This is a genomic window from Cobetia sp. AM6 (assembly GCF_009617955.1).
Lineage (GTDB): Bacteria > Pseudomonadota > Gammaproteobacteria > Pseudomonadales > Halomonadaceae > Cobetia > Cobetia amphilecti.
In genome coordinates this window covers 2,726,532-2,753,075 of the sequence record NZ_AP021868.1, presented here as the reverse complement: position 1 = coordinate 2,753,075, position 26,544 = coordinate 2,726,532, and the positions used below count along the sequence as shown (strand labels likewise).

Annotated in this window: 28 protein-coding genes; 14 read left to right on the top strand and 14 right to left on the bottom strand. The window is 62.8% G+C overall.

What is annotated here, in order from left to right:
* Nucleotides 1–67 precede the first annotated feature (67 nt).
* Complete coding sequence (gene eat / locus CLAM6_RS11570; protein WP_153636184.1) at nucleotides 68–1,486, top strand: ethanolamine permease; 1,419 nt, start codon at nucleotides 68–70, stop codon at nucleotides 1,484–1,486.
* Nucleotides 1,487–1,616: 130 nt separating this feature from the next.
* Here eat and thiE read toward each other — a convergent pair whose 3' ends face one another.
* Nucleotides 1,617–2,240, bottom strand: coding sequence for a thiamine phosphate synthase (thiE, locus tag CLAM6_RS11565; RefSeq protein ID WP_107336383.1), 624 nt, complete (start codon nucleotides 2,238–2,240; stop codon nucleotides 1,617–1,619).
* Complete coding sequence (gene thiM, locus CLAM6_RS11560; RefSeq protein ID WP_153636183.1) at nucleotides 2,230–3,069, bottom strand: hydroxyethylthiazole kinase; 840 nt, start codon at nucleotides 3,067–3,069, stop codon at nucleotides 2,230–2,232. Before thiM ends, thiE begins: the two co-directional genes overlap by 11 nt.
* 403 nt (nucleotides 3,070–3,472) lie before the next feature.
* Between thiM and CLAM6_RS11555 the strand changes: the two genes are divergently transcribed.
* The gene (locus tag CLAM6_RS11555) at nucleotides 3,473–4,558 is read left to right on the top strand and encodes an endonuclease/exonuclease/phosphatase family protein (protein ID WP_153636182.1); all 1,086 of its coding nucleotides are present in this window, start codon (nucleotides 3,473–3,475) and stop codon (nucleotides 4,556–4,558) included.
* A gap of 206 nt (nucleotides 4,559–4,764) precedes the next feature.
* On the opposite strand, the gene yghX is transcribed toward CLAM6_RS11555, so the two are convergent.
* On the bottom strand, nucleotides 4,765–5,652 hold the full coding sequence (gene yghX / locus CLAM6_RS11550) for a YghX family hydrolase (RefSeq protein ID WP_153636181.1): 888 nt from the start codon (nucleotides 5,650–5,652) through the stop codon (nucleotides 4,765–4,767).
* Nucleotides 5,653–6,109: 457 nt separating this feature from the next.
* Between yghX and CLAM6_RS11545 the strand changes: the two genes are divergently transcribed.
* The 6 genes from CLAM6_RS11545 (at nucleotide 6,110) to CLAM6_RS11520 (ending at nucleotide 10,406) form a co-directional block, all read left to right on the top strand.
* Nucleotides 6,110–7,192, top strand: a complete 1,083-nt coding sequence (locus CLAM6_RS11545) for a FecCD family ABC transporter permease (RefSeq protein ID WP_153636180.1) — start codon at nucleotides 6,110–6,112, stop codon at nucleotides 7,190–7,192.
* Nucleotides 7,189–8,040, top strand: coding sequence for an ABC transporter ATP-binding protein (locus CLAM6_RS11540; protein WP_153636179.1), 852 nt, complete (start codon nucleotides 7,189–7,191; stop codon nucleotides 8,038–8,040). The genes CLAM6_RS11545 and CLAM6_RS11540 overlap by 4 nt, the downstream gene beginning before the upstream one ends.
* Nucleotides 8,037–9,260, top strand: a complete 1,224-nt coding sequence (locus CLAM6_RS11535; protein WP_242007663.1) for an ABC transporter substrate-binding protein — start codon at nucleotides 8,037–8,039, stop codon at nucleotides 9,258–9,260. The genes CLAM6_RS11540 and CLAM6_RS11535 overlap by 4 nt, the downstream gene beginning before the upstream one ends.
* A gap of 145 nt (nucleotides 9,261–9,405) precedes the next feature.
* Entirely contained in the window at nucleotides 9,406–9,576 is a 171-nt protein-coding gene (locus tag CLAM6_RS11530; protein ID WP_153636178.1) for a hypothetical protein, read from the top strand.
* Between the two features lie 51 nt (nucleotides 9,577–9,627).
* Nucleotides 9,628–10,041, top strand: a complete 414-nt coding sequence (locus CLAM6_RS11525) for a Lin0512 family protein (protein ID WP_153636177.1) — start codon at nucleotides 9,628–9,630, stop codon at nucleotides 10,039–10,041.
* Nucleotides 10,038–10,406 (top strand): Lin0512 family protein, encoded by a 369-nt coding sequence (locus CLAM6_RS11520; protein ID WP_153636176.1) that lies wholly within the window; start codon nucleotides 10,038–10,040, stop codon nucleotides 10,404–10,406. Before CLAM6_RS11525 ends, CLAM6_RS11520 begins: the two co-directional genes overlap by 4 nt.
* A 109-nt stretch (nucleotides 10,407–10,515) precedes the next feature.
* On the opposite strand, the gene CLAM6_RS11515 is transcribed toward CLAM6_RS11520, so the two are convergent.
* The 3 genes from CLAM6_RS11515 to CLAM6_RS11505 all read right to left on the bottom strand — a co-directional run bounded on the left by CLAM6_RS11515 (nucleotide 10,516) and on the right by CLAM6_RS11505 (nucleotide 14,455).
* A complete protein-coding gene (locus CLAM6_RS11515) occupies nucleotides 10,516–11,610 on the bottom strand; it encodes an NAD(P)-dependent alcohol dehydrogenase (protein WP_153636175.1) in 1,095 nt (364 codons plus the stop codon).
* A 137-nt stretch (nucleotides 11,611–11,747) separates the two neighbouring features.
* A complete protein-coding gene (locus CLAM6_RS11510; RefSeq protein WP_153636174.1) occupies nucleotides 11,748–12,776 on the bottom strand; it encodes an HlyD family secretion protein in 1,029 nt (342 codons plus the stop codon).
* Between the two features lie 86 nt (nucleotides 12,777–12,862).
* Nucleotides 12,863–14,455 carry an MFS transporter gene (locus CLAM6_RS11505; RefSeq protein ID WP_197738679.1) on the bottom strand — a complete coding sequence of 531 codons (1,593 nt, stop codon included), beginning with the start codon at nucleotides 14,453–14,455 and terminating at the stop codon, nucleotides 12,863–12,865.
* A gap of 118 nt (nucleotides 14,456–14,573) precedes the next feature.
* Here CLAM6_RS11505 and CLAM6_RS11500 point away from each other — a divergent pair, with 118 nt between their 5' ends.
* Nucleotides 14,574–15,323: an IclR family transcriptional regulator gene (locus tag CLAM6_RS11500; RefSeq protein ID WP_197738678.1), complete on the top strand. Its 750-nt coding sequence runs from the start codon at nucleotides 14,574–14,576 to the stop codon at nucleotides 15,321–15,323.
* Nucleotides 15,324–15,545: 222 nt separating this feature from the next.
* On the opposite strand, the gene CLAM6_RS11495 is transcribed toward CLAM6_RS11500, so the two are convergent.
* Complete coding sequence (locus tag CLAM6_RS11495) at nucleotides 15,546–16,241, bottom strand: haloacid dehalogenase type II (protein WP_153636172.1); 696 nt, start codon at nucleotides 16,239–16,241, stop codon at nucleotides 15,546–15,548.
* 139 nt (nucleotides 16,242–16,380) lie between these two features.
* On the opposite strand from CLAM6_RS11495, the gene CLAM6_RS11490 reads away from it, so the two are divergent.
* Entirely contained in the window at nucleotides 16,381–16,530 is a 150-nt protein-coding gene (locus CLAM6_RS11490; RefSeq protein WP_153636171.1) for a hypothetical protein, read from the top strand.
* 116 nt (nucleotides 16,531–16,646) lie between these two features.
* Nucleotides 16,647–16,772, top strand: a complete 126-nt coding sequence (locus CLAM6_RS18110) for a hypothetical protein (protein WP_277876236.1) — start codon at nucleotides 16,647–16,649, stop codon at nucleotides 16,770–16,772.
* A 347-nt stretch (nucleotides 16,773–17,119) separates the two neighbouring features.
* Here CLAM6_RS18110 and CLAM6_RS11485 read toward each other — a convergent pair whose 3' ends face one another.
* Nucleotides 17,120–17,635, bottom strand: coding sequence for a lactoylglutathione lyase family protein (locus tag CLAM6_RS11485; protein WP_043333918.1), 516 nt, complete (start codon nucleotides 17,633–17,635; stop codon nucleotides 17,120–17,122).
* A gap of 242 nt (nucleotides 17,636–17,877) precedes the next feature.
* Here CLAM6_RS11485 and CLAM6_RS11480 point away from each other — a divergent pair, with 242 nt between their 5' ends.
* Nucleotides 17,878–18,753 (top strand): LysR family transcriptional regulator, encoded by an 876-nt coding sequence (locus CLAM6_RS11480; protein ID WP_153636170.1) that lies wholly within the window; start codon nucleotides 17,878–17,880, stop codon nucleotides 18,751–18,753.
* Between the two features lie 120 nt (nucleotides 18,754–18,873).
* Here CLAM6_RS11480 and CLAM6_RS11475 read toward each other — a convergent pair whose 3' ends face one another.
* The 6 genes from CLAM6_RS11475 to CLAM6_RS11450 all read right to left on the bottom strand — a co-directional run bounded on the left by CLAM6_RS11475 (nucleotide 18,874) and on the right by CLAM6_RS11450 (nucleotide 23,544).
* Nucleotides 18,874–19,203, bottom strand: coding sequence for a gamma-glutamylcyclotransferase family protein (locus CLAM6_RS11475; RefSeq protein ID WP_153636169.1), 330 nt, complete (start codon nucleotides 19,201–19,203; stop codon nucleotides 18,874–18,876).
* A gap of 76 nt (nucleotides 19,204–19,279) precedes the next feature.
* On the bottom strand, nucleotides 19,280–20,263 hold the full coding sequence (locus CLAM6_RS11470) for a LysR substrate-binding domain-containing protein (protein ID WP_165873978.1): 984 nt from the start codon (nucleotides 20,261–20,263) through the stop codon (nucleotides 19,280–19,282).
* Nucleotides 20,264–20,518: 255 nt separating this feature from the next.
* Complete coding sequence (locus CLAM6_RS11465) at nucleotides 20,519–20,995, bottom strand: GFA family protein (protein ID WP_054556217.1); 477 nt, start codon at nucleotides 20,993–20,995, stop codon at nucleotides 20,519–20,521.
* 198 nt (nucleotides 20,996–21,193) lie between these two features.
* The gene (locus CLAM6_RS11460) at nucleotides 21,194–21,520 is read right to left on the bottom strand and encodes a gamma-glutamylcyclotransferase family protein (RefSeq protein WP_054556216.1); all 327 of its coding nucleotides are present in this window, start codon (nucleotides 21,518–21,520) and stop codon (nucleotides 21,194–21,196) included.
* Between the two features lie 255 nt (nucleotides 21,521–21,775).
* Nucleotides 21,776–22,375, bottom strand: a complete 600-nt coding sequence (locus CLAM6_RS11455; protein ID WP_054556215.1) for an HD domain-containing protein — start codon at nucleotides 22,373–22,375, stop codon at nucleotides 21,776–21,778.
* Nucleotides 22,375–23,544, bottom strand: coding sequence for a TauD/TfdA family dioxygenase (locus CLAM6_RS11450; protein ID WP_054556214.1), 1,170 nt, complete (start codon nucleotides 23,542–23,544; stop codon nucleotides 22,375–22,377). Before CLAM6_RS11450 ends, CLAM6_RS11455 begins: the two co-directional genes overlap by 1 nt.
* Before the next feature lie 604 nt (nucleotides 23,545–24,148).
* Here CLAM6_RS11450 and CLAM6_RS11445 point away from each other — a divergent pair.
* Together CLAM6_RS11445 and CLAM6_RS11440 are read left to right on the top strand one after the other, a co-directional pair.
* Nucleotides 24,149–25,645 carry a hypothetical protein gene (locus tag CLAM6_RS11445; protein ID WP_197738677.1) on the top strand — a complete coding sequence of 499 codons (1,497 nt, stop codon included), beginning with the start codon at nucleotides 24,149–24,151 and terminating at the stop codon, nucleotides 25,643–25,645.
* A gap of 2 nt (nucleotides 25,646–25,647) precedes the next feature.
* Nucleotides 25,648–26,544 (top strand): hypothetical protein, encoded by an 897-nt coding sequence (locus CLAM6_RS11440; protein WP_153636167.1) that lies wholly within the window; start codon nucleotides 25,648–25,650, stop codon nucleotides 26,542–26,544.

Genomic DNA, 26,544 nt, shown 5'->3' with positions numbered 1-26,544 from the left:
GGCAGCGCAGCAGCGGGAAACTCCCGATCCAACAATGACAAATGCCTGAGGCATACAAGGCGGCACCATGACTCGCGACACGAATCACGACACGAATGAGCAGGACTATCTGGCCAGGCGCCAATTGAAGAAAGGGACGGCAGGCTGGGTCCTGCTGGCGGGCCTCGGGGTCTCCTACGTGATTTCCGGCGATTTCGCCGGCTGGAATTTCGGCATCGGCGAGGCGGGCTGGGGCGGTTTCGCGATCGCCGCACTGTTGATGGGCATCATGTATCTGGCGCTCGTGCTGTCGCTGGCCGAAATGTCAGCGGCCATTCCGGCCGCCGGCGGCGGTTACAGCTTCGCCCGCCAGGCGATGGGGCCGGCAGGCGGCTACCTCACCGGCCTTGCCGTGCTGATCGAATATGCGCTGGCCCCCGCGGCCATCGTCATCTTCATCGGCAGTGCGGTGGAATCGTTGCTGGGCATCAATGGCCCGATCATCTACGCCATCTTCTATCTGGTGTTCATCGGCATCCACTTGGCGGGGGTCGGCGAGGCGCTCAAGGTGATGATGGTGATCAGCGGCCTGGCCGTGTTCGCGATCATCGCCACCGCCGTCGCGCTGATCGGCGACTTCGACAGCAGTCGCCTGTTCGACATCGCACCCACCGATGCCTGGGGGGCCAGCGACTTCATGCCCAATGGCTGGTATGGCATCTGGGCGGCGCTGCCCTTCGGCATGTGGCTGTTTCTGGCCGTGGAAGGGGTGCCGCTGGCGGCGGAGGAATCGCGCAACCCGGCCCGTGATGTCCCGCGCGGCATCATCGGCGCCATGCTGTTTCTGATGTTCACCGCCGTACTGGTCGTCTTCCTGCTGGCCGGCGCCGCGGGTGCCGAGGCAATCGGCAGCAGCGCCGTGCCGTTGGTGGATGCCCTCAAGGCCACCGGCAGCGAGGGGCTGGCGACACTGGTCAATGTGCTGGCCCTGGCGGGGCTGGTGGCGTCGTTCTTCTCGATCATCTATGGCTACAGCCGTCTGGTCTTCGCGCTGTCGCGGGCCGGGTATCTGCCCAAGACGCTGTCGCTGACCAGCAAGCGCAAGGCGCCGACCTGGGCGCTGGTGGTGCCGGGCATCTTCGGGTTCCTGGTCTCGCTGACTGGCGAGGGCGATCTGATCCTGGGCATGGCGGTGGTGGGGGCGACAGTCTCCTACGCGCTGATGGCGGCCAGCCATATCCTGCTGCGCCTGCGTCAACCGGCGCTGGCGCGTCCCTATCGCACGCCGGGCGGCATCGTGACGTCCGCCATCGCGCTGGTGCTCTCGCTGATCGCGCTGACCGGGGTCTATGCCTTCGATCCGCGTGCCTTCAATTATACCTTGGTGCTGTTCGTGGTGGGCATCGCCTACTACGCCATCTTCAGCCGTCATCGGCTGGTGGCGAAGACCGCCGAGGAGGAGTTCGCGCTGGTGGCGAATGCCGAGAGTGACCTGGCGACCAGCTGATCCGCTCAATCAGTTCAGGTAGCAAAGACGACAACGCCCGCCATGGCTGACCATGGCGGGCGTTGTCGTGACTGGCGGGCTCAATTCAGCTCAGCTCATTTCAGATCAGATCAGCACAGTTCAGATCCAATCAGAAAGGATACTGCGCCAGGAATTGCTGGGCGGCTGCAGCGGGGTCTTCGGCACTGCACAGCGCCGAGACGACGGCGAGGCCGTCGGTGCCGCTGGTCATGACTTCACCGGCATTGGCCAGCGAGATGCCGCCGATGGCGACCGTCGGCAGCGGGCTTGAGCGCACGAGCTGCGTGAGCCCCTCGATGCCCAGCGGTGCGGCATGATCCGGCTTGGTCGGGGTGGCATGCACCGGGCCGAGGCCGAGGTAGTCGATGCGCTCGACATCGACGGCCTTGAGCTGCTCAAGCGTCTGGACCGACAGGCCGATCAAGGCGTCCTCACCGAGACGGCGACGCGCCTCGACCGGGTCGCCATCGCTCTGACCGATGTGCAGGCCATCGGCGCCACTGGCCAGCGCGACCTCGATGCGGTCATTGATGATCAGCGGTACCTCGTACTCGTCCAGCAGCGCCTTGAGGCGGATGGCCTGGGCGATCATCTCCTCGTCGCTGGCGTGCTTGTCGCGCAGCTGCACGACACTGACGCCGCCGCGCACGGCGGCCATCACGGTGGCTTCCAGGCCGCGCTGTGCGCACAGCGCGGGGTCGGTGACCAGGTAAAGGGATAGATCAAGTGACATCGGTCAGCTCCAGACGAGAGGCTAGCGGGGTGGAATCGGCGTCGAGAGTATACAGGGCATCCATGAAGCGTGGCACGAAGCTGCCCGGGCCTTGCGCCGACTGGCCCGCCGTCTCACCGGCCTCGGCGTAGCAGGCCAGCGCGGCGGCAGTGGCGTGCAGGGTGTCGTCATGCCCGGCGAGGGAGGCGGCGAGGAAGGCGGCGACCACGCTGCTCAGCGCGCAGCCCATGGCAGTGACGCGGCCCATCAGCGCATGACCACCCTGCACCGTGATTTGCCGCTGGCCATCGGTGACGACATCGACACGGCCGGTCATCGCCACCACGCAGTTCTGCGCGCGCGCCAGCGCGACGGCGGCCCGACTGGCGCGCTCCAGCGCACCCTCACCGTCATCGCCGCTGTCCACGCCACGACCCTGATTCATCTCACCGGCCAGCGCCAGCACTTCGGAGGCATTGGCGCGAATCACGCTGGGATGATACTCCAGCAGTGCGCGGCACGCATACTGGCGCAGGCTGGAGGCGCCGATGCCGACGGGGTCCAGCACCCAGGGTTTGCCATCGCGGTGGGCGCACATCGCGGCCAGCTGCATGGCCTCGATCCAGCTGGGTGACAGGGTGCCGATATTGATCGACAGCGCCGCACTGATGGCGGAGATCTCCTGGATTTCCTGCTGCGCATGCGCCATCAGCGGCGAGGCACCGATGGCCAGCAGGGTATTGGCGGTCGGCGTCATCGCGACGTGATTGGTGATGTTGTGCACCAGCGGCGTGGTCTGGCGCAGCTGATTCAGCAGGCTGCCGGGAGAAAGGGATGACGATGGGGTCATGGGATCTCGTGACTGGAGAAAGGAAGCATCAGCGCTCGAGAGTAAAAGCTGGCGCTGAAAGGTCAAGTGGCAGGGTCCGGCGCTGACGGTAGCGTGACGTGCTAGCTCTCTGTCATCTATCAAGAGTCGCGCAAAGGATAATAAATAATATCGTGGTTCTATAAACCTTGACGACAAGTCCATAAGATACAGTCTCTTACGGTCTTTTGTGTACGAGTCATCAGTCAAGGGTCACGCAGTGATACGGACAGGTCAGCGCGGTAGCGTCAGCAATACGAGCAGCAGTCACCTGGATTTCGCTGGCAACAGCAGCACGAGCAGCACGAGCAACAACGGCAAGCCCCCGCGCGGCCGGCAGCCGTCTGGCGGTTCTCGGCTTGAGCGCATCGCCAGAAGGGTAGTGATGGCAATGACAGTGCCCGTGCTGCTGGGCGCTGCGGCCAGCAGTCAGGCGGATGCGGTGATCGCCAGCTGGAATCTCAAGCATGCCGGCTGGAACAACGGCAAGCATCTCGAGCAGGTCGCGGCGGTGGCAAGCCATATGGACCTGATCGGCCTGCAGGAGGTGATGAAAGAGGAGGTCGTCAGCGAGCTCGAGCAGCAGCTTGAGGCGCTGACCGGCGATGAGTGGGACAGCCTGGTCAGCCATGCGGTAGGGCGCAGCACCTATACCGAACGTTACGCCTATCTGTATCGCGACAAGACGATCGCCTATCAGGGCGGGGCTACCGTCTATCTCGACCCCGAGGATGTGTTCTCGCGTGAGCCGCTGCTGGCCACCTTCGTCGAGAAGGACAGCGGGCGGGCCTTCAGCGCCGCCAACGTGCATATCGTCTATGGCGACAGCAAGGCGGATCGCGCGCCGGAAATCCGTGCGCTGGCGGATATCTACGACCTGATGAAGGAAATCTCGCCCGGCACCCCGGCGATCATCATGGGCGACTTCAACATGGCGCCGGATGAGCCTGCGTGGGGAGACCTGCGGACCCTCGGCCTGCGCCCGCTGATCACCGAGGGCGCGACGACGCTCTCCAAGACCGATGGCCGCTATGCCTCGCTCTACGACAACATCTGGTATGTGCCGAGCGAATGGCCCAGTGCCAGCGGCGAGGTGTTCCGCTTCCCGGACTATCTGGGCATCAGTCATGAGGCGGCGCGTGCCGATATCTCCGATCACGCCCCGATCTATCTGTCGGTGACCGGCGAGACATTGGCATTGCTGCCACTGGACGGCGGCCAGCCGCAGGCGGCGGGCACAGAGGTGGCCAGTCGTGCATCCAACGCCTCCAGTTCGGCGAGTCAGACCTGTATCGACCTCAACACCGCCAACGCCGATCAACTGGATCGCCTGCCCAATATCGGGCCGGCACGCGCCGCCGATATCATCCGGCAGCGTCCGTGGAGTTCCAGCGGTCAACTGACCCGCATCAGCGGCATCGGCAAGGGCACGCTCAGCGAGATCGTCGCCAGCGGCATGCTGTGCAGCTGAGTTTTTTTCAGAACGGGTCTGTTCTGACCAGGTTCGTCTGTACAGGTCAGTCTGAATAGGTCTGGTCTGAACTGATCAGGCCTGAGCCTGAAGAGACCAGTCTCGGTCTCACGCGAAAATGACGAAGCCAGCCATCACGGGGATAGCGTGATGGCTGGCTTCGTCGTCTTGAGGCGGGCAGTCCGTCTTCCTGGTGCCGTTTGAGGTCAGCTCAGATACTTCTCGAACCAGGCAAGGGTTCTGTCCCAGGCGAGCTTGGCGGCCTGTTCGTCATAGCGCGGGGTGGAGTCGTTGTGGAAGCCGTGGTGGGTGTCTGGATAGATGTAGGCCTCATAGACCTTGTCGTGTTCCTTCAGCGCGGCTTCATAGGCGGGCCAGCCGGCATTGACGCGCTCATCGTGCTCCGCATAGTGCAGCAACAGCGGGGCCTTGATGGCGGCGGCTTCCTCGGCGCGCGGCTGGCGGCCATAGAAGGGCACGGCACAGGCAAGCTCCGGATAGGCCACGGCGGCGGCATTGGAGACGCCCCCGCCGTAGCAGAAGCCGGTAATGCCGATCTTGCCGGTGGTGCGGTCCTCGCTCATCAGGTAATCGATGGCGGCGAAGAAGTCGTTCATCAGCTTTTCAGGGTCTACCTGTGCCTGCAGCTCCTTGCCCCTGGGGTCATTGCCCGGGTAGCCGCCCACCGAGCTCAGCCCGTCCGGGGCCAGCGCGATATAGCCGGCCTTGGCCACGCGGCGCGCCACGTCCTCGATATAGGGGTTGAGGCCACGATTCTCATGTACCACCACCACACCCGGCAGCGGGCCGCTGGCCTTGGCGGGCTTCACCAGATAGGCGCGCACCTCGCCGTGACCCTCGGGGGACGGGTAGGTGATGTATTCGGCGACGATGCCGGGGTCCGTGAACTCGACCTGGGAGGCCAGCGCGTAGTCGGGGCTCAAGCTTGCCAGAATCGAGGTGGCCGTCATGCCCGCAACGGCAAAGGCCGCCGCGCGATCCAGAAACTGGCGGCGAGTGATGTTGCCATGCACATATCCGTCGTACAGCTCCAGCAACTCGGGAGCAAAATCCTTTGCAGTGAGGCGGGCCATGTCAGACTCCTGGGCAAGAGAAGGGGCGAGCGAGTCTTGAACATAGCAATCCGCCATGACGCTACCAAGTTTTTGCCGGCCTGTTCACCAAGTCTGTCATTTTCCGGGTATGTCATTTGCTGTGTCAGGTATTTGCCGAGTCAGGTATTTGCCGAAGCGTGCGTGAGCCGGACGTGAGCCGGATTTGAACAGGGCAGGCGTGAGCAGGGCGGGTGTGGGAAGCACTGGTGTAGGAAGGACTGGCGGCACCGCCTGTCTGGGTTGAATGGACGTGAGCCGGGTCGCGCATGTCGCCAGTCGCGGTCGTGCGCATTGTGACTGCAGGCGTCAATCATTATCATCTGCGCATGATTCATGCTGATAGCCGAGCTGCCTGGTGGCTCCGGTGGGCCCTGATGCATGGAAGTTCACTTCCTCCTCCTAGTGGCAGACCTTGCTGGTGATTGAAAAAAGTCCGATGTCTCCCCCCGTGCACGCTCAGGCCTCAGCGCCTGAGTCGTCGCCTACGCTCGCCCAGCAATACCGGCGCTTCGCCTGGAAACGTGTGGTGATTCTCGCCGCGCTGGGCCTGGCACTGCTGTTGGCCATCCTTGGCGACATCATGACCGGCCCTGCCGATCTCGCGCTGTCTGATCTGCTGGGCGAACTCATCAATCCCGGCTCGCACGGGCCGATCAATGAAGCCATCGTCTGGCAGATTCGCCTGCCGACGGCGGTGATGGCGGCGCTGGTCGGTGCCGCTCTGGGGCTTGCGGGCGCCGAGATGCAGACCGTGCTCAACAACGCCCTGGCCAGCCCCTTCACACTGGGCGTGGGCGCCGCGGCGACGCTTGGCGCCTCGCTGGTCATCATCCTGGATGTCGCCTTGCCGGGGCTGCCGCCCAGCTACACCATCGCGCTGATGGCCTTCGTGTTCGCGGCGCTGTCGATTCTGGCCATCGATGCCGTGGCCTCGCTGTATGGCGCCAGTCGCGAGGTCATCGTGCTGTTCGGCATCGCGCTGGTCTTCGTGCTCAACGCCGTCAATGCGCTGGTGCAGTTCGTGGCCAGTCCCGATGCGTTGCAGCAGCTGGTGTTCTGGACCATGGGCAGCCTGTCGGAAGCCTCGTGGGAGCGAGTCGCGATCATCGCAAGCGTCTTGGTCGTCTGCCTGCCCTTCGCCATGCGGCGTGCCTGGGCGCTGACAGCGCTGCGTGCCGGGGAAGACCATGCGCGCAGCTTCGGCGTGCCGGTCACTCGTCTGCGCCGCACGGCGCTGCTGCGCGTCAGTCTGCTGGCGGCAGTGGCGGTGGCCTTTGTCGGCACCATCGGCTTCATCGGTCTGGTCGGGCCGCACATGGCACGTCTGGCGCTGGGGGAAGACCATCGCTTCTATCTGCCCGGCAGTGCGCTGGCGGGGGCGTTGGTACTGTCTCTGGCCGCCACGGCCAGTGAGTCGCTGGTACCCGGCCTGGTGCTGCCGGTGGGGATCGTGACCTCGTTGATCGGTATTCCCTGTTTCCTCGCCTTGCTGCTCGGTCAGCGCAGGGGGCAGGGATGAGCCATCACGTCTTTGATTCGCAAGCATCCTTGAAGATCTCGCAGCTAACCACCGGCTATCAGCGGCGCATGATCTTCGATCAACTCGATCTGCCACCGCTGCCGGCGGGCTCACTGGTCGGGGTGCTCGGGCCGAATGCGGTCGGCAAGTCGACCTTCCTCAAGGCGATTGCCGGCATGCGCCCGGCCAAGGGCGACATCCACCTCGGCGAGCTGGCGCTGTCGTCGCTGCACGGGGCGAATCGCATGCGCCATGTCGGCTACCTGCCGCAGACGCTGCCGCAGCCGACCAGTCTGGTCGCCTATGAAGCCGTGGCCAGCGCCTGTCGCGCGGCGCGTGCCGAGTTGAGCCGCGAGGCAACCGACTCGCTGGTCGAGCAGGTCTTCGCACGCCTGTCGCTGCATTCGCTGGCCTTCCGGCGCATGGACACGCTCTCCGGTGGCCAGCGTCAGATGGTCGGTCTCGCCCAGGCGCTGGTGCGTCAGCCACAACTGCTGCTGCTGGATGAGCCGACCAGCGCGCTGGACCTGCGTTGGCAGCTGGCCTTGATCGAAGGCGTGCGCGGTGTGGTGCAGGAGCAGCAGGCCATCTGCCTGATCGCGCTGCATGACATCAATCTGGCGCTGCGTTTCTGCGATCAGATCATCCTGTTCGCGCCCTCCGGCCTGCTGGCCACCGGGGCCCCGCGGGAGGTGATCACCGCCGAGCATCTGCGTGAGGCCTACGGCATCGAGGCGCGGATCGAGAGCTGCTCGCTGGGGCACCCGGTGGTACTCACCGACCGCGTCGCCGACTCGGCCCACGCCGACATTGGCCATATCACGCGCGATGCCGGAGCCAGACGATGATGGCGAGGCGCAAGACTGAGCCCAGAAGCGAGCCCAGAAGACTGGCAGGAGCCTGCCTGCTGGCACTCGCCACTGTCTTCGCTGGCGCCTTCTCGAACGCGCCGGCCAACCTTGCCCATGCCGCCGAGCCGGTCGCCAAGGGGCAGACCCAGGCCAGCTTTCCGCGTCAGGTCACGGATCTCGCCGGGCGCGAGGTGACGCTTGAGGCCTCACCGCAGCGCATCTTCCTGGCCCAGCCGCGCCAGCTGTATGCGCTGTTGACGCTGCTGGATGCGCCGCTTGAGCGTATCGTCGGCTGGGCCTACCCCCTGGCGGTGTTTGACCCGGCGATGACCGAGCGTCTCGAGACGCGTTGGCCGCAACTTGCCACGCTGCCAGCGCTGAGTCGCGCCTCGACCCCGAGCCTCGAGGGCGAAGCCCTGCTGGCGCTGACGCCGGACCTGGTGCTGTTCGATCTCTCCCAGCGTTCACGTATCGAAGGCTCGCCGCTGGCGGCGCTGCTGGACGAGGTCGGCACTCCCTATCTGTATGTCGAGTTCAATCATCATCCGCTGCAGGATGCTCCGGTCAGCGTGCGCCTGCTGGGCGAGGTGCTCGGTGTCGAGGCGCGTGCCCGCGAGGTGGATGACACCATCGCGGTGCATCTGGCGCTGATTGACGAACGTCTGGCGACGATAGCCGAACGGCCGCGCGTGCTGATCAACATCGCACCGGGCGTGAAGGTGGATTGCTGTCGTACCAATCTGCACAACGGCGTGGCGGACCTGGTCACGCGGGCCGGCGGGCGCAATCTGGCCGCTGAACTGGCGCCGGTCAGCGGTGCCACCCTCAGCAAGGAGTGGGTGCTGGCACACCCGCCCGAGGCGATTCTCAATACCGGTGGCCAGTGGGCCAAGGGCGATGGCCTGCGTGCCGGCATCGGCATCTCGGGGGAGGATATCCAGCACGATCTGGCGCGCATGGTGCAGACACTGCCCGGGTGGCAGTCACTCGATGCGGTCAAGCAGGGCCGGGTGATGGCGCTGTGGCATGGTTTCCACCAGGGCCCCTATGCCATCGTCGCGCTGGAGGCCATCGCGCGCTGGTTGCACCCCGAGACCTTTGCCGACCTCGACCCCATGGCCACCTTTGCCTACCTGATGAATGACCCGACGCTGTCGCGCAGTAGCGGTCACTTCTGGGGCCAGCTGGCGCTTGAGGCGCCTGACACGGCCCAGTGAGCTGATCGGGGCTGGTGCCTGCTGGTGCTCGGGGACGGAAGTCGTATTTTCTACTTGAGGCTTTCCTGAAACGATGGGGCGACGTTGTCATCGCCCGACGTAGTCATCGCCTGATGAAGACATCGGGCCAGCGACGGGAGGCCGCATGTCAGAGCAGGATGACCGCAAGCCCACAGCGACGGTCAGCCCGGTGCGCAGTGCGCAGCTGGTGGCAATCGTCCTGGCGCTGATCGAGCTGTTCCAGGGAGATTGGCAGGGCGCCCTGCTGCTGGGCGGGTTAGGTTGGGTGATCGGGCTTTTCAAGCATCCGCGCTGATAGGCGGCGCGAGTGGTACGTCTTTTCCGTGACAGGAAATCAGGGGGTAATGTGGCCAAGACACGCATGGTGACCCAGTTCGGCATGGGCACCTCCATTCGCAGCCAGAACTACACCGAGGCGGCGGCACGTGGCATCCGCGATGCCCTGTGGCATAACTCGCTCAACGTGGCGGACGCCTTCGGCTTCCCCAAGGAGGCGATGCTGATCGAGGTCGAGATCGGCGTGCAGCAGCCCGACAAGGTCGACAGTGACGCCCTGCTGGGCATCTTTCCCTACGGTCAGCCCAGTGTGCGCGTGGTCAAGGGCGGGCTGGACGTCGCCAAACCGGATGGCAGCGGGGTCAGCGTGATCGCCAATGTCGCCATCATCGTGTCATTCGACATGGCGGCCACCGGCGCGGCGGCCGCCGGTGCGGCGCCCACTTCTTCCACGCCCGGGCAGTCGGCAGGAGGTCAGTCATGAGCGAGCAACGCATCATTCTCGAGATGGGCACCGGCAATGACCTCTACGGCATGGACTACACCAAGGCTGCCTGCCGTGCGGTGCATGACGCCCTGCATCATTCCTCCATCGTGATGTTCCAGTCACTCGGCATCGATCACCACCAGATGCGCGTCGAGGTCACCATCGCGGTGCAGGAGCCGGACGCCGTGGATGCAGACGCGGTGGCGCGCGAGCTTCCCCGTGGGCGCGCCGAGGTGACGGTGGTGCAGGGTGGCCTCAATGTGCATGACGAGGTCAGTGGCCAGACGCATGTCATCGCCTCGGCCGCCATCGCCGCCATGCTCGATATCGACCACGACGCCTGGCAGCTGTGTCAGTCGTAGGCAATGCGCGAGCGCGCTGACTGAGGTCGTGTCGCCCAACGAAGAAAGCCCCCGTGCGTCAGTGACGCACGGGGGCTTTGCGGTTCAGACCCGGTGGCGCAGGCGCTGATTACAGCGAGCTGATGCGCAGCACCGGCTTGACGGTCAGACCTGATTTCGAATCCGCGAAGGCCTGTTCGATGTCATCGAAGTCATACATCTGGATCAGCTTGTCGAAGGGGAAGCGGCCTTCCTTGTAGTAGCCGACCAGGCGCGGGATGAAGACGCGCGGCACGGCGCCGCCTTCGATCACGCCGATCATCGACTTGCCTTCCGCCATCAGGTCGTGGTGCACGTCCAGGGTCACATCGTGGGTCAGGCCGACGATGGCAGAGGTGCCCAGCGGACGCAGTACCTGCAGGGAGCTGCGCACCAGCATCGGTACGCCGGTGGTCTCGAGGGAGAATTCGCTGCCGCCATCGGTGATGCGCTTGATCTCGCCGACCAGGTCCTCGGTCTTGCCATTGACGCTGTGGGTCGCGCCCAGCTCATGAGCCAGCTCCAGACGGCTCTCGTGCAGGTCGACCGCGATGATGTTCTTGCAGCCGGCGATTTTGGCCGCCATCACGGCACTCAGGCCCACGGCGCCACAGCCGAACACGACGAGGCTGTCACCGAAGCCCGGCTTGAGGCGATTGAGGATGGTGCCGGCGCCAGTCTGGATGCCGCAACCCAGCGGACCCAGCAGGGCGAGATCGACATCGCTGTCGACCTTGACGGCATTGCGCTCGCTGACCACGGCGTGAGTGGCGAAGGACGACTGGCCGAAGAAGGTGGCGACGTCATGGCCGTCACAGCTCAGGCGCTTGCCGCCATCATCCATTACACCGCCGAAGTTGAGCTCACCGCCGCGCTCGCAGACGGTCGGGTGTCCGGTCAGGCAGTGGCTGCAATGGCCACAGTGCGCGAAGGACAGCACCACATGGTCGCCCACTTCCATGTCGCGGACATTGTCACCGATCTGCTCGACCACACCGGCACCTTCATGGCCGAGCACGATCGGATAGGGGGCGATGCCCAGGTCGCGTGCGGCGGCATCGGTATGGCAGACCCCGGTGGCCACGACACGTACCAGAATCTCGTCTCCCTTGGGGGACGCCAGCTCGACGTCCTTGAGGTCGAAGGGCTGGCCTTGGGTGGCGGTGACGGCGGCGCGAATTTTCATGGTGATGATCCCGTTGATGATCGAGTGATGGCGTGATGGCGGTTCTTCAGAGGCGTCCCGGGGCGGCGTGTCCTCCGGGACGCTTCTCTTGACTGTTTCAGGGCTGTCTAGCCTCGTTCAGGACTGTCGCTAGTCGCTCAGGGCTGCTGGGTCGTGACATGGGCAATCACGGACATGCCGATGCGTACCTTGTCGAAGTCGGGCTGGTTCGGCTCGAACACGATCTTGACCGGCATGCGCTGGGTGATCTTGGTGAAGTTGCCGGTGGCGTTCTCGCTGGCCACGGCCGAGAAGGCGCTGCTGGAGGCCGGTGCGATGCTGTCGACATGGCCAGTGAAGGTCTTGCCCGGCAGGCTATCCAGCGTCATCTCGACCGGTTGGCCCGGCTCCATCTCGGCCATCTGGGTCTCGAGATAGTTGGCGACGACATAGGCTTCCTTGTGCGGCACGATGGCCAGCAGCGAATCACCCGGTTGCACGTAGGCACCGACACGCAGTGAGCGCTGGGTGACGATGCCGTCCTTCGGCGCACGAATGACGGTATAGCCGGTGTTCAGTTCCGCCTGCTCGAGCGCTGCACGTGAGCGTTCGACCTCGGCCAGGGCTTCCACGCGCTGGGCTTCAAGGACGCCGATCTGCTTTTCCGCCGAGCGCTGAGCCGCCTGGGCCTGCACGAGATTGGCTTCCCAGATGCCCTGCTGTTCATCGGCCTTTTCCTTGTCCTGCTGGGAGGCGGCGTTGGTCATGCGCAGGCTGCGGTAACGCTTGGCATCATTGCGCGCATAACGCAGCGAGGCCTGGGTGGACTTCACTTCGGCGATGGACTGCTGCACGACGGCGTGCTGACGCTCGATGTTGGCATCCAGGTCACCGACCGCTGCCTGCTGGGCAGCGAGATCGGCCTGGGCGGAGTGCAGGGAGGCCTGGTAATCGCGGTCATCCAGCGTGGCCAGGATCTGGCCTTCCTTGACCACTTCGTTGTCTTCCACCAGCACCTTGTCGATCTGGCCCGCGACGCGTGTGGTCACCATCACGCTATCGGCGCGCACATAGGCATTGTTGGTGGCTTCGCGACCATCGTGGCTCTTCCAGTAGAGGCCCGCGTAGGTCGCGACCAGCAGGAGTGCCAGAACGCTCAACAGTAGGGTGGTACGTGTCTTGTTCATGTCGGTGTCGTATCTCGTCGTCTATGTCGAAGAAGGGGGAAGAGGCTGAATCCTGGCTGGCGGGCAGCCGCCGGCTTTGTCTGTGTCTATGCCCCGGAGGGTTGTGCTTGAGGGGGCTGAGCCTGAGGGGGCTGAGACTGGGAGCGCTGTGCTGGCTCTGGTTGAGGTGCCGGTGCCGGCGCCGGTTGGGGCGGATAGGCGCGGATCGGCAGCACCATGACCAGTATCAGCAGCGCCACCACGAAGGGGATGATGGCGAGGTAGGCATCCGCATAGCTCATCACGGAGGCCTGCTCGGAGATGCGCGTGGTGATATCGCTTGCCGCATCGACCTGGATGAGTCCGGCGGGCTGATTGCCCTGCAGGCCGAGTGCCTCGCCCAGGCGGGTGGTGTGCAGCGCTTCACGTGTGACGAGGAAGCTTCCGTAGACCGTGGAGGCCACCACCGTGAACAGGGCGCGCAGCGAGTTGACCATCGCGGTGGCGAACGGCCCTTCCAGCGGGCTGAGCGCCCCGGTGGCATTCATCAGCAGCGGTACCACCACCATCGGCTGGCCCAGGGTGTTGAGCACCTCGATGAGATAGAAGTTGTCGCGATTCCAGTCGCTGGTGAGCTGCGAGCCCAGCAGGCAGCTGATCAGGATCAACACCAGGCCCGTGGCCATCACGTAGCGGCTGTCGACGCTCTTGCGGTTGATCAGTGTCGCCACCAGCGGTGCCAGCAGCAGCTGCGGCAGGGCCATGGTCAACATGACCGGGAACAGCTGCATGGGGCGATAGCCCTGCACTTCCCCCAGGAAGGCGGCGGGAATGGTGCCGGCGGCCAGGGTCAGGAACATGAAGGTACACAGGGTGATGATGCCGAAGGCAAAGTTGCGGCGTGCCAGCAGCTGCAGCTTGTAGAGCGGCATCGGGTGGAACCACTCATGGATCAGGAAGGTCACGAAGACCAGCCCGCCCGTGGTCAGCAGGGCGGCGATCAACGGCGAGTTGCCCCAGTCGAGTCGCTCACCCTGGGTCATGCCGGCGACCAGCGCGCACAGGGCGGTGACGCCCAGCAAGGCACCGAGCCAGTCGAACTGCTTGCAGCGTTCCAGCTTGAGCGGGTCCTGCGGCAGGCCCCAGGAAACCAGTGCGGCGGCGAGAAGGCATACCGGCGCGGTTTCCCAGAACACCAGATTCCAGTCGCCCAGGTCGCCATAGAGAGCGGCCAGCGGCGCCGACAGATAAGGGCCGAAGGTGGCCGTCATCGCATAGGCCGACAGGCCATAGAGCTTGCTGTGCCACGGCAGGAAGCGCAGCGCCGACATCATCAGCAGCGGCAGGATGCTGCCGGATGCCAGGCCCTGGGCCACGCGCAGCCCCGCCATCAGCGGGAAGCTGTCGGCCAGGGGCACCAGCAGCGAGAACAGGGCCAGTGACAGGCAGGCACCGATCGCGAAGCGGCGCAGGCTGAAGGTGACGGCCAGCCAGCCGGCGAGCAGCATCATCGAGACTTCCGCCGCGCTGTAGATCGTGGTCAGCCAGCTGCCCTCATCGTGGGAGAAGCCGAAGTGTCCGACCACATCCGTCAGGACGGTCTGCGTGACACGCTCTCCCACACCGGACATCAGTGATGCGAGCAGAATGCCCACAAGACCGAGTGCGAGTCGTAGATTGAAGGGTTGAGGAGCGGCCACTGTAGAGTTCCCGTTTTGAGGTGAAGCGCTAGACACTTTGGGTGTCTCGTTATGCGGTACACTGTACCACTTGGTGGTTTCGTTAGGCAAGTAGTTAGCTTGTTAAGGAGTTGTGTCTGTGTCCACAAGAGAAGGTAGTGGCGTGCAGGTCGTGGCCAGGGTGGCGGCGATTCTCAAGAGTCTGGAAGGCAGTGAGCAGGGCATGAGCCTGGGGGAGATCGCCGCCAGGAACGATCTGCCGCGCTCGACCGTCAAGCGGCTGGTCGATGCGCTGGCCCAGGAAGACCTGCTGGAAATCCACGGCCATGGCGGGATACGGCTTGGCTCTGCGCTGATGCGGCTGGCGCGACATAGCCAGCTCGATATCACCACGCATGCCAAGTCGTTTCTGGAGGCGTTGAGCGGCACCACCGAGGAAACGGTGGTGCTCTGCAGTCTGAGCGGCAACGAGCTGCTGATACTGCACTCGGTGTTGTCGCCGCTGCCGCTGCGGGTATCACCGATGGCCGGCAACTTCCTGTCATTGCATGCGACAGCCAGCGGCAAGGTGCTGCTGTCGCATCTCGAGGACGAGCAGGTGGAGCGCCTGTTGGGCACGGATCTCACGGCCTACACGAACAACACCCTCGCGATGCCGGCACTGCTGACGCAACTGGCCGAGGTGCGTCGCACCGGCATCGGTCATGATGAGGATGAGCATATGCAGGGAGTCGGCGCGATCGGAATCGGCCTGGAGACCAGCCAGGGCCATTACTCCGTGTCCGTGGTCGGCCCCTCGTGGCGCATCAGCGAGCGCAGGGCGGAGATTCAGGCCGCGCTACAGGCGACACGTGATGAGATGCTCAAGGCCTTTCGTTCACTCAAGTGAGCGCGTCTCGCCAAGGTGGCAAGATGCCGTGTGCGGCGGTTGATCGAACCGCGAGATAGTGGAAAAAGCGAATAGAAAGGCAGGCACAAACACGCCGCCCGTCCGAATGGGCGAGCGGCGTTTATTTACTAGGCAGCACTCAGAGACAGAGCTGAGAAACTGAGCTTGGAAAGAGAGTTTGGAAAGAGAGTCTAGAAAGAGAGCTCAGTGGCCAAAGCTCGCTCAGGCCTCTCTGGCCGCGATCAGCTGGTCCGCCAGGGTAATCAGCTCCGCGGTGATGAAGTCCGGGGTCGGCACATTCTCGGCGGGCAGCACGGCATTGTGCGGGCGCGTCAGCAGGGCGCCCTGCATGCCGGCGGCCTGGGCACCGATGGTGTCCCACACATGGCAGGCGATCATGCACATGTCGCCCAGTTCGACCTCGAGCTGCTCGGCGACATGCTGATAGGTGGCCGGCGCCGGCTTGAACTGCTTGACGCTATCGACGCTGAAGTGCTGCTCGAAGGCCTCACTGATACCGGCCTTCTCCAGCGGCGTCGGGGAGGCGCCTGCGGGGGAATTGGTCAGCGTCACCAGACGAAAACCGGCCTGCTTGAGGCGCTCAAGCGCCGGAGCGACATCGGGATGGGCCGGCATCTCGGCCATGCGCGACTTGAGCTCATCGATATCGCCATCCGCGAGTCTGATCTGATGGATGTCGGCGACCATCTTGAGGGCGCCCACGCCGAGCGCACCGAAGGGGGTGTAGCGTTGTGAGAGCGTCATGGTCTGCGAGTACAGCACCAGCTGTGCGAACCATTCGCGCAACACGCCTTCATCACCGAACACACGCCCGAACAGCGGTGACAGGGTGGTGATATCGAGCAGCGTCTCGTTGACGTCGAACACCAGTACGTTGGGGAAGGTCTTGTCGGGCATGGTGGCTCCTGAAGTGGGATGAGGGGCAGGCCAGGGCGTGAAGGGATGGCGCGCAGCCCGGATGCAAGGGACAGATGCAGGGGGGTAGTTGCAAAGGACAGGCGCAAGGGACAGTTGCAATAGGCAAGGTGCATGCAGCGTGCAGCGCATGCCTGCAGATGGCGTCGCCAGTGGCGGCAAGATCAAGCCGGCCGCTGCTGGCGTCGACGATCGCCATGTCCACGCCCTGATCGTCTGGCTTCAAGACTACCTGTTGTTGAGTGATTGCTCAAATCTGACAAGGCTGTGACAAGGCTGTGACAAGGCGCAATATTCTCGTGATCAAATGTTGTACAAAGATTGATTTTGCGCCATATTGCATCGCAGCAGGGTGAACAATCAAGAAAACGGCAGGGGCAAGGGACAATGAGCAATATCGCTATCTGGATGGGGCTTGGTCTGGCCATCACCTTCGTATTGCTGGCGTCTGGCACCTTCGACAGGTTGCTGACGCGTATCGAGCAGGAGGATTCGGCCCGCGAGACGGAATGATCCTGCGGTGCGCCGGCCCATGGCTTCACGCAAGAGCCCACCCGCAGGGGTGGGTTTTTTCATGCCTGAAATGCAGGTGGTGGCTGACGAGACAGCTCCTCAGGAGGCCTGTGCCGACAGCTCGGCAGTGCCCGGGGCTCGCCACCTCAAGCAGCGTATTGGAGGCGTTGCGTGCTTCGATGTGTACCGGCAAGAGTTGTACAGATATCACATCGCGGCTATCGGCAAGACTGGGCAAGGCAAGGCAAGGCAAAGCCGTCAGACCGCGAGGCCGTCAAGACACGCAGCACAAACAGCAAGGCCCCGCCATGGCGGGGCCTTGCTGTATCTGACGTCTGCGGCCGTGCTCAGTTCTGGTAGGCACCGGCGGCGTAGGTCATCTCATAGCTGTGGCTATAGACTTCCAGGATGTTGCCGAACGGGTCTTCCATGTAGACCATGCGGAACGGCTTCTCACCCGGGAAGTACTCGCGTACCGGCATGCGCTGCTTGCCGCCGGCGGCGACGATGCGCTCGGCCAGACCTTCGACGTCCGGGTCCTGGACGCAGAAGTGGAAGATGCCGGTCTTCCAGTACTCGAAGTTGTTTTCCGGCGTCTCGTGGTTCGGGAATTCGAAGATCTCGACACCGATACGGTCGCCGGTGGACAGGTGGGCGATGCGGAAGCTGCCCCAGCCCGGACCGAAGACATCGCTGCACATCACGCCGATGGCGGAGTCATCTTCGGTGATGGTGGTCGGCTCCATCACCACGTACCAGCCCAGCACTTCGGTGTAGAACTTGACTGCGGCTTCCACATCACCGACGGACAGGCCGATGTGGGAGAAGGTGCGCGGATACGGTGTGTTCTTTTCGTTGCTCATGAATCACCTCGATATGTGAGTCGTGAAGGAAATGGCTTGGTCACTGCCTGCGTGACGTTGGAAGCCATCTTGGGCGTCATGAGCAATAATGAAAACTACGTAGCTGTTATGATAATGATAAGACTTGCTTATGGCGGTAGGGCGCACCGTCGCAGTCTTGCTGATGCTGCCTCCCTGACGCTGCCATCCTGATTCTGTCCCCTGACTCTGCCCCCTGATTCTTCCAGCCCCCAGGAGCTTGAATGCTGCAACCCCAATGGCTACGTACCTTTCGCACCCTGGTGAGTGTCGGCAACTTCACGCGCACCGCGGAGCGGCTCGATCTGACCCAGGCCGCCGTCAGTCAGCATGTGCGCCAGCTGGAAACACGACTTGGCACGCTGTTGATTCGTCATCCGCGCAAGATCGAACTGACGCCGGCCGGCCATGCACTGCTGGATTTCGCGCGTGAGATGGAAACCGCCGAGCAGCGCCTGGCCCAGCGGCTGGCGGGCAATGAAGACAGTCATGGCGACATTCGGCTGATCACGCCGGGCAGCATTGGCCTGGCGATCTATCCGCGCTTGCTGGCGCTTCAGCAGGAGTCGCCGGGCCTCAATGTCCACCATCGCTTCGCGCCGACGCGCGAGGTGGTGGAGGCCGTGCTGGAGAATCGCTTCGAGCTGGGGATCGTCACGCTCAAGCCGGATGACCCGCGCCTGAGCGTGACGGAGTGGGCGCGTGAGCCCCTCGAACTGGTGGTGCCGGAGGGAGTCGAGATCCATGACTGGGGGGATCTCGAGACACTGGGCTTCATCGATCACCCGGATGGCCAGGACATGGCCTCGCGCCTGTTGAGTCGGCGCTTCCCGGGCAATCCGGGCATCAGGTCACTGCCGCGCAGTGGCTCCACCAACCAGATCAGCCTGATTCTGGAGCCGGTCGCCCGCGGGCTGGGCTTCAGCGTCGTGCCGCGCCATGCCCGCGAGGCCTTCCCTGATCATCAGGCCATCCGGGTGGTGCCGCCGCCTGAGGGCAGCACGGAGGTGGTCGATACCCTATGGTTGCTCACGCGAGCGGAATGGCCGCTCTCGGCGCGCGCCAGACGGGTGTTGGAGTATCTGAAGGTGTCGCTGTAGCGCGCCGAGGCATTGACGCTCAGACCTCGGCGCTCAGACCTCGACACTCAGGCAGCGACGCCGGGCATCAGCGCACTGATCAGTTTGTGGAGCAGTTCATGAAACAGTTCATGGAGCAGCTTACGGCTGGCTCAGCGCGTAGACCTGTGCCGTCAGGGTGCTGCCATCTTCCAGCGTGATCGTGGCCGGCTGGCGAAGGTATTCGCTGCCTTCGAAATCATCCAGCGCCTGCCAGTGATCGGCCAGGTTGTCGGAGGAGAAGACGTGACCGCGGATGGTGTCGCCCGCCTCATCCAGTCTCAGCCCCGGAAAGCCCATCTCAGCCCCCCAGCCAGCTGCCTCCAGGCGGCCCTTGAGGGTGCCGGGTGTCCAGCTGCCGCCAATGTCGAGCATGACGTGTTCGTTGGGGCCGCCCGGGCCGAGGGTGCCGTAGATGAATAGATGCTGCATGGGAGTCTCTGTTGTTCGTCGGGGGAGAAGCCTGTCTCGGCGGCGCGCGCCGGAAGGAGCGAGGGCTTGCGGCCGTTCACGGCTGCCTTGAGGTAGGCCCCGGAATCTCGAGGCCGGAAAATTCGCGTGTCAGCCAGCGGGTGATGGGTTGGATCACGGCGCTGTTGGGATGGCGGACACTCATGCGATAGCCGTGGCGGTCCCGCGAGATATGCGGCGTCAGGGCGATCAGCGAGCCGTTGTCGAGCAGGTCCTGGATGACGTGGCTCCAGCCCAGCGCGACGCCCTGATGATTGACGGCAGCATTGAGCGTCAGCGGGAAGTTGTTGTAGGGGAAGGCCTTGTCGAGGCGCGGCACCGGCAGCCCCGCGTGGCGACACCAGGTGGCCCAGTCCAGCCAGCGGGTATCGCGCATGTCCAGGTGCAGCAGGGTGATGCGCGACAGCGCCTCGGCATCCAGCCCCTTCTCGAGCCCATGACGTCGGGCGTAGTCCGGGGAGCAGACCGGGAAGGCGCGTTCCGCGACCACTAGCGTATCGCGATGATCGCCCGTCAGCGGCGGGCCGAAGCGGATCGCGATGTCGGCTTGCTGCATCTGCGGGTCTTCATCGCGATCGATCGGCAGCAGCGTGAAGTGACAGTCGGGGAAGTCCTGCTCCAGCCGCTCCAGGCGCGGACGCAGCCAGACATGCGCGAAACCGGCGCCCGCGGCGATGGTGATGCGCGGCGTCGGCTTGTGCACCTTGCGACGTGCTTCCGTGACGGCGCTGCATACCTTGCCAAGCCCGCCTGCCAGTTCGGCATGGAAGCTCTCGCCGTAGTGGTTGAGGATCAGTCGGCCGCCCTGGCGATCGAACAGCGGATGGCCCAGGTGCTCCTCCAGCGCGCGGATGCGCTGGGAGATGGTGGGCTGGGTGGTATCCAGCTCACTGGCGGCGGCCGTCATCGACCCCAGACGGACCGTCACGTCAAAGGCGACCAGCCCGCGCAGGGAGGGCAGGTCATCCAGAGGGCTTGCGCTTTCCAGCGGCGCTGGGGAGCTTGTCTTTCGGGCCGGCACGAGAGTCCTCACTGTGATGCGCTGTCGCGGCGCCCCTGTCGTACTGTTGTGGCCTAGATGATGGCCTGGCTGATGGCTCGGGCGATTGCCTGGATAAGGCATGAGAAGGCATCAGCCAAGGATCACCGGATACGAACAGGAGTGCCGCCTTGTATAGGCGGCACTTATACGCGACGCAGCGAATGACATCAACGCTCAGCCCGGCGGATCAGGCCATGAAGTCGCAACGGATCCTGATCGATGGCGTCGCTGAGATCAGTCGGTGTCGCGCTCGGCAATTCGCGCATGCCAGGCGGCAATGCTCTCTTCGGGATACTCGGCGTGATGAGCATCACGCGCTTCGTGCGCGACTTCCACCCAGTTGGCCTTGCTGTCGAGCATGATGTGGACATGCTCCGGCGGCACGGGCAGCGGGGTGTCGATCGCCCCCGCCTGAGGGTGGATCAGCTCCGGCCAGCGGGCATCGTAGAGCCACAGCGCACTGCCGCAGCGCTTGCAGAAGTGGCGTTCCGCCGGACTTTCGACCCCGTCGGTCACCGCGTGATAGATGGAGAGATTGTCCCGGCCTTCCACCTTCAGGGTGTTGGCATCGCCCGCCAGATTGATCGCGTAGCCACCGCTGCCCGCCGTCTTGCGACAAATCGAGCAATAGCAGCGCTGATACGGATAGGGATGCGGCGATTCGAGCTGGAATGTGACGGCCTTGCAGTGGCAGGAACCTTCAAGCTGCATGAGGAATCTCCCTTGTGATGCATGAGTGAGGACGCTGGCACTGACTGGCCATGCATCGCCCGAAGGGCAATGTTACTCCATCCGGGCGCAAGGCGGCGGGCCGTCATTCATCACTTGCCACGATCAATCCATCACTTGCCACGATCAATCCATCTCTTGCCACGAGCCAGCAATCGCTATCCGTACCGCGCGTGAGTCTCACTGCGGCAGGGCGTAGACATAGGCCTCGAGTTCACGATTGTCATCGAGAATGACGGTGGTGACGGTGCGCTGATAGATGGGGCCCTCGAAGTCATCGAGGGCATCCCAATGCTCGGGCAATTGCGCTGAGGAGAACACGTGGCCGCGTATCACCTGGCCCGTGTTGTCGACGACCAGCCCCGGGAAGTTGTGCTCATCGCCGTGATCGGTGTTTTCCAGTCGGCCGCGTAGATAGGCCGAGCTCCATTCGCCATCGATATTGGCGATGACATGTTCGTTGAGGCCGCCGGGGCCCAGTGGACCGTAGATGAAGAGATGTTCCATGCGTCTGCCTGTCGGGTTGGGGAATGGGGATGATCCGCGAGGGAAAGACGGCCGTACCGGCACCGTCTTCATTGACGCTGACGTTAGCCAATGATGATGAAGGTTGAGTGGCGAGGTTCAACCCCTTGGTGACGTGAAGCACTCAACGCAACGCCCACAAACCAGATTGCCCCCACTGGGCGGGCCAGTGAGGGCAATGGTCAAGCGGGGGGGCGGAGCAGGTCAGGCGCGTTTCTCGCCCCCGCCTTCACACGCTCAGACGCGGCTGTCGAAACCGCCGGCCGGCTCTTCGCCGATCACGTCCGGATCGAAGGGCTTGCGCGCGAAGACGCGACGCAGTGCCGGTTCGAAGTGCTCCAGCGGCGGGGTCGGGTAGTCGGGATCGAAGGCCGCCTGATCATAACGCTCGCAGAAATCCACGCACTTCTGATACCAGGGGTGGTCCTTGTAGATCTCGCGCTCGTTGCGGTCCTCGCCGTAGAAGTGACCGTAGTAGAACTTCTGGAACAGGCCATGGTGATGGATGATCCAGGTCACTTCGGCACGCACGTACGGGCGAATGATGGCGGCGGCCAGCTGCGAGTGATTGTAGGGCGCCAGCTCATCGCCGAGATCATGCAGCAGGGTGGCGACGACCAGGTCGTCATCGGCGCCATCGGCCTCGGCGCGCGCCGCCGACTGCAGGGAATGCTCCAGACGGCTGACCTTGTAGCCGCTCAGGCCATCATCGAGCTTGCGCAGGGCAAGCTTGAGGCGCTCCACCAGCCCTTCATTGAACTGGTCTTCAAGACGCTCGAGCAACGCATAGTCTTCTGCGGTGCCGTCCTTCATCTGGGTGAATGAAACCTGATCCATTACGCCATTTCCTCACGGTTTTCTTGTTGTGCCTGCTGCTGACGCTGACGCATCAGGGTAGTGGCGAAGCGCTCACGCGGGCCGTCGCTATCCATGTAGCAGCCCTGCAGGTGGCGGTGCCCCTCATTGGTGTCGAACGCCGTACGGCCATGCAGCACGCGGGTGTTGTCGAACATCATCAGCTCTCCGGATTCGAGTTGGAAGCGAATCTCGTTGGCCGGGTCCTGGAACAGCTGCCCCAGACGCTGGCGGGCCTGATGGTAGCGGCGAGTGTTTTCCAGCGACATGTGCGGCAGGTGATCGAGGCGCGGGCTGTAGTTGACGCCGATGGGCTCACCATCGGAATTCTCGCGAATCACGCAGCGACGCGTGGTCAGCTCGGTACCGGCGTCCAGGAAGCGGAAGCCGACCGGCGTGGTGCGCAGCAGTTCATAGCCTTCCGGCATCTCGGCCTTGAGCTGCTTGAGCGCATTGAGGCTGTCGACCAGCGTGGACAGGCCACCGGTGGTCTCGTTGACCAGGCAATGCAGCATCTGGATGCCCGGTACCGGATCACGATACGGGTTGTCGGTGTGCGGCCCGAGCGCCACGCTGCGGTAGGCCAGGTCATTGCCCGTCGGGCGCGAGTACACCTCGAAGTAGCTGCCGAAGTTGGTGTCCTTCACGTAGCCGAAGTGACCGGCCACTTCCAGAATGCGCTCCGGATCGGTCGGCACGTTCTGCACGATGATGTAGCCAAAGCGCAGATAGGCCTTCAATGCCTTCTGGAAGTCCTCATTGTTGCCCATCTTCTCCCAGTCGACGCGCTGCGCCTGCTGATCGATGCTCGCATCCCAGCTCTCGGGCTTGGGGAACGGCGTGATGCCCTGCAATTCATGCGCCAGCATGGTGAGGTCATACACTTCGCAATGCCCGTCACTGAAGGTGAATTCCACGTGCGTCTCGTCGACCGGGCGCGCCGCGGTCAGCTCGAGGTTGACGTCGATGGCATGCGAATCGAACAGACGCTGGGTAGTCACCTCATCGAGCTGCTCCGGGTCCTGGGTGCGCTCGCGCAGCCACAGCGGGCTGACCGGCTCCAAGCCTTCGGCGGTGATCAGGTTTAGTGACAGCGGTGACTCGCTCAGGGTCAGCGGCAGCGCGTCGGATAGGGCATTGGTCAGGGACATGCAGGCATCTCTCCATTAGCACGGTTGTATATCGTGGCCATTATGGGAGCGAGGCATGGGACCTAAGTAGGGGGTGAGTGTTATCGGAGGGTATGCATTTTTCTTATGGGGGCCGAGAAAATGGCCCGTTGTGCGTCTTGGTGAATCGATACAAGGATTCAGTGATGCTCACTTCGAGCCGTTGCAATAGGTAGATAGATAGTCCCCCTTATTTTATGTGCTTAATAAAAACAGAGGCTTACAGAAAGCCATCAACGAGAAACGCAGTTTTGTTGTCATATGGTAAGTGATTCTAGGAGTGGGCGTTCCTTGTCATCCGGCAAAAACCACCGATTTTCTAATAGTGAACAACAGGTTATGAAGACAGTGTGACCGGGAGGCCAAACCCATTGGGCTGGCCGGAATTTTCCGCGTTCAGGGGGCTGGTGAAAGAGGTTGGAATAGAGGAATTTGGTAAGCAGTGTAAGGCATCAAGGTGCGTCAGGGGAAATAAAATCGCCAGTATTGCATTATTTATTATTGCGTTATTTTCAGTTTATTGTGTGTGGTATGTATAAAAAACATCATTTCTATTGTTTTCCATGATCCGGCATGATTTGCTACGGTGATCCTCTCTAAGCTGGTGGGCGTTATGTTGCTAGAGTTTCTGGAGCAGGCTCGCAATGAATCCATGGCACGTCGTGAGCTGACCATTCAGTCTCACGCGCTGCTGGTCGTGCGGACGCTGGATTCGATCTATAGCGCCCTACAGCGCAAGTTGTTTGACGGAGTCGACTTTGACGCCCTCGCGGCCATCATGCACCTCTTCGACGCCATGCTTTACTACGCCGACCGTGAGCACCAACCGGGCATGACTCGCAAAGAAGCGGAGTGGTGCTTGGCGGAGCACCTGCAGGAGGCGTACCCGGGACAAGAAACCTCGAGCTACACGCAGGTAGCCGGCAAGATTTTCGCGGCGATCAAGGACCCTTTCCGCCTCCGGTACTACGATTTCACCGAACGCGCGCATTCCGATGAGCAGGTCGTACGCCTGATCCGCCACGACCAAGTGCTTGGCTCCGATGATATTCTCTGGTCTCTGACCGATGAGGGGATGCTGTTTTACACCCTCCGTCTGGACGAAACGCCGATAGAGCGAGCTGCGATTCTCGCTTGGCGAACGCTCAAAACCATCCGTCGAGGCGAGATCGATAAAGCGGTACAGCAAATCCAGTCAACCCAGCGGCAGTTGGAGCAATACCTGATTGGGATGCGAATGAAAGTACGCGCCGCCCAGTCGGGTGATTTGAGCACATCCTATGCGCACGATATCCGTCCCGTACTCAGCGACTCCTTTGATAAGACTCAGGAAGTGCTGGGGCATATTCAGAACACCCTGTCGACCATTACCGAAATGCTGGCTGATGGACACTCGGAATTGCACCCCGACAAGCTACACAAGCTACGCAAGGCGCAAGAGATTTTTGCCGAGGTCAGCACCTTCACACTGAGCTATCAAGATTGCTTGCACGATGTGAACAAGGATTTTGAGCGGGCTCGCCTGAAGCTAATCATTCCCAGAGACAACACCCTGTTTCGGGAGACGCTGGAACAAGGTGCACTCAAGCCCTTGCTAGCCCATGCCCCAGAGACCGCCGAACAGAGAATGGATGAGCTGGTCACGCACCTGTTGGCTCCCCGAAACCAAGATGACGGTCTGCACACCCTGCTCGACCTCGAGGCAGTGCTTAACCTGTATCTCGATCAGTTCGAGCAAGAGCTTCCACGCGAGATTCACGACCCCACCGAGCAGCCCGTTGCCATTGAAGCCACACTGCGCGGTATTCCCGACTCGGTAGTTAAGCACTGCAGCGGCTGGGTTAGCGCCCGTTTGAAGGATCGGGGGCGCGTCAGTTTTGCTGATGTGTTTGACGCCTACGCGAACGGCGAGTTGTCCGAGCTGGAGCAACAGGTCTGCTTGCTCCACATCGGCAGTTTAGCGGCCAACAGCGATCCTAACATCGAGGTGGATGTGGATGACGCCCTTATCGAAACAGCGCTCTGGCGGGCTGACAATATCAGCCTACTGACAGTCGCCCCCGCACTGCCCTTTGAGGAGTAGTCATGTACGAGATGCATCAACAGGCCAAACTCTATGCCGAGATCGCCACACAGGCGATCATGGGTTCATTGGGGTATAAGATGGGGGGGGAGCCAATTCAGCGAGCACTGGAGCTTCAGGGAGACGTTCTATTCGCTGAAATTATCCGTGGCGTCGCGGCCGGTATGAAATTGCGTTACCTCGGCATCCACGAGACATACGGAGTATTGCTGACTGCAGATGGTCGTGGCCCTTTTGCCCCCTCCCTGGGCTGGCTGAACAAACGCCTGCTGCCTGAAACCACAGCAGAGCAAATGAGCAGAGAGCGCAAGGAGCAGCGTCTCTTCGCGGGATTAACACTGATCGCGTTGCTGGCCGATATGTTTCCCAACCCCGATGCGGTTCGGGTCGAGTCCGGTCAAACCAGCGGTACCAATGCTACCTCAGTAGTAACCAAGCTCAACGACGTTGCCGACCAAGTGATCGCGCAACGCAAAGCTGAGGGGGACGATGTGGTGGACGGCATGCTCCTGGCTGCCCAGTTTGTGCAGGAAGAACGTATCCCCCGCATCCACGACGAGAAGGTGGGGCGTGTCTCCAGCATTCGCTCGCAAACGGAAATGGCAATGCGCTGGATACAGCTGCTGCAGGAGGAAGGCTTCCTGGCAGAGGACAGCAGCCTGTCAGGAGAATCCGACTGGTACCCGACCCAGAAGCTCAAACACTATCTGCGCCATACTGGCATTGAAGAGACGGTACGCTTTGTGATGAATATCGACCCCACAACAGGGAAGCCGCCGTCCGACCTTGTCGACAGTGATGCGGCGGGGTCAGCTGACAACTCGGAACCTGCAGCGGCCAAGGGCCAGCCTGATCCCGTCGAAACCGCTGAAACTCTACGCTCGGGGGAGGTCTACTAG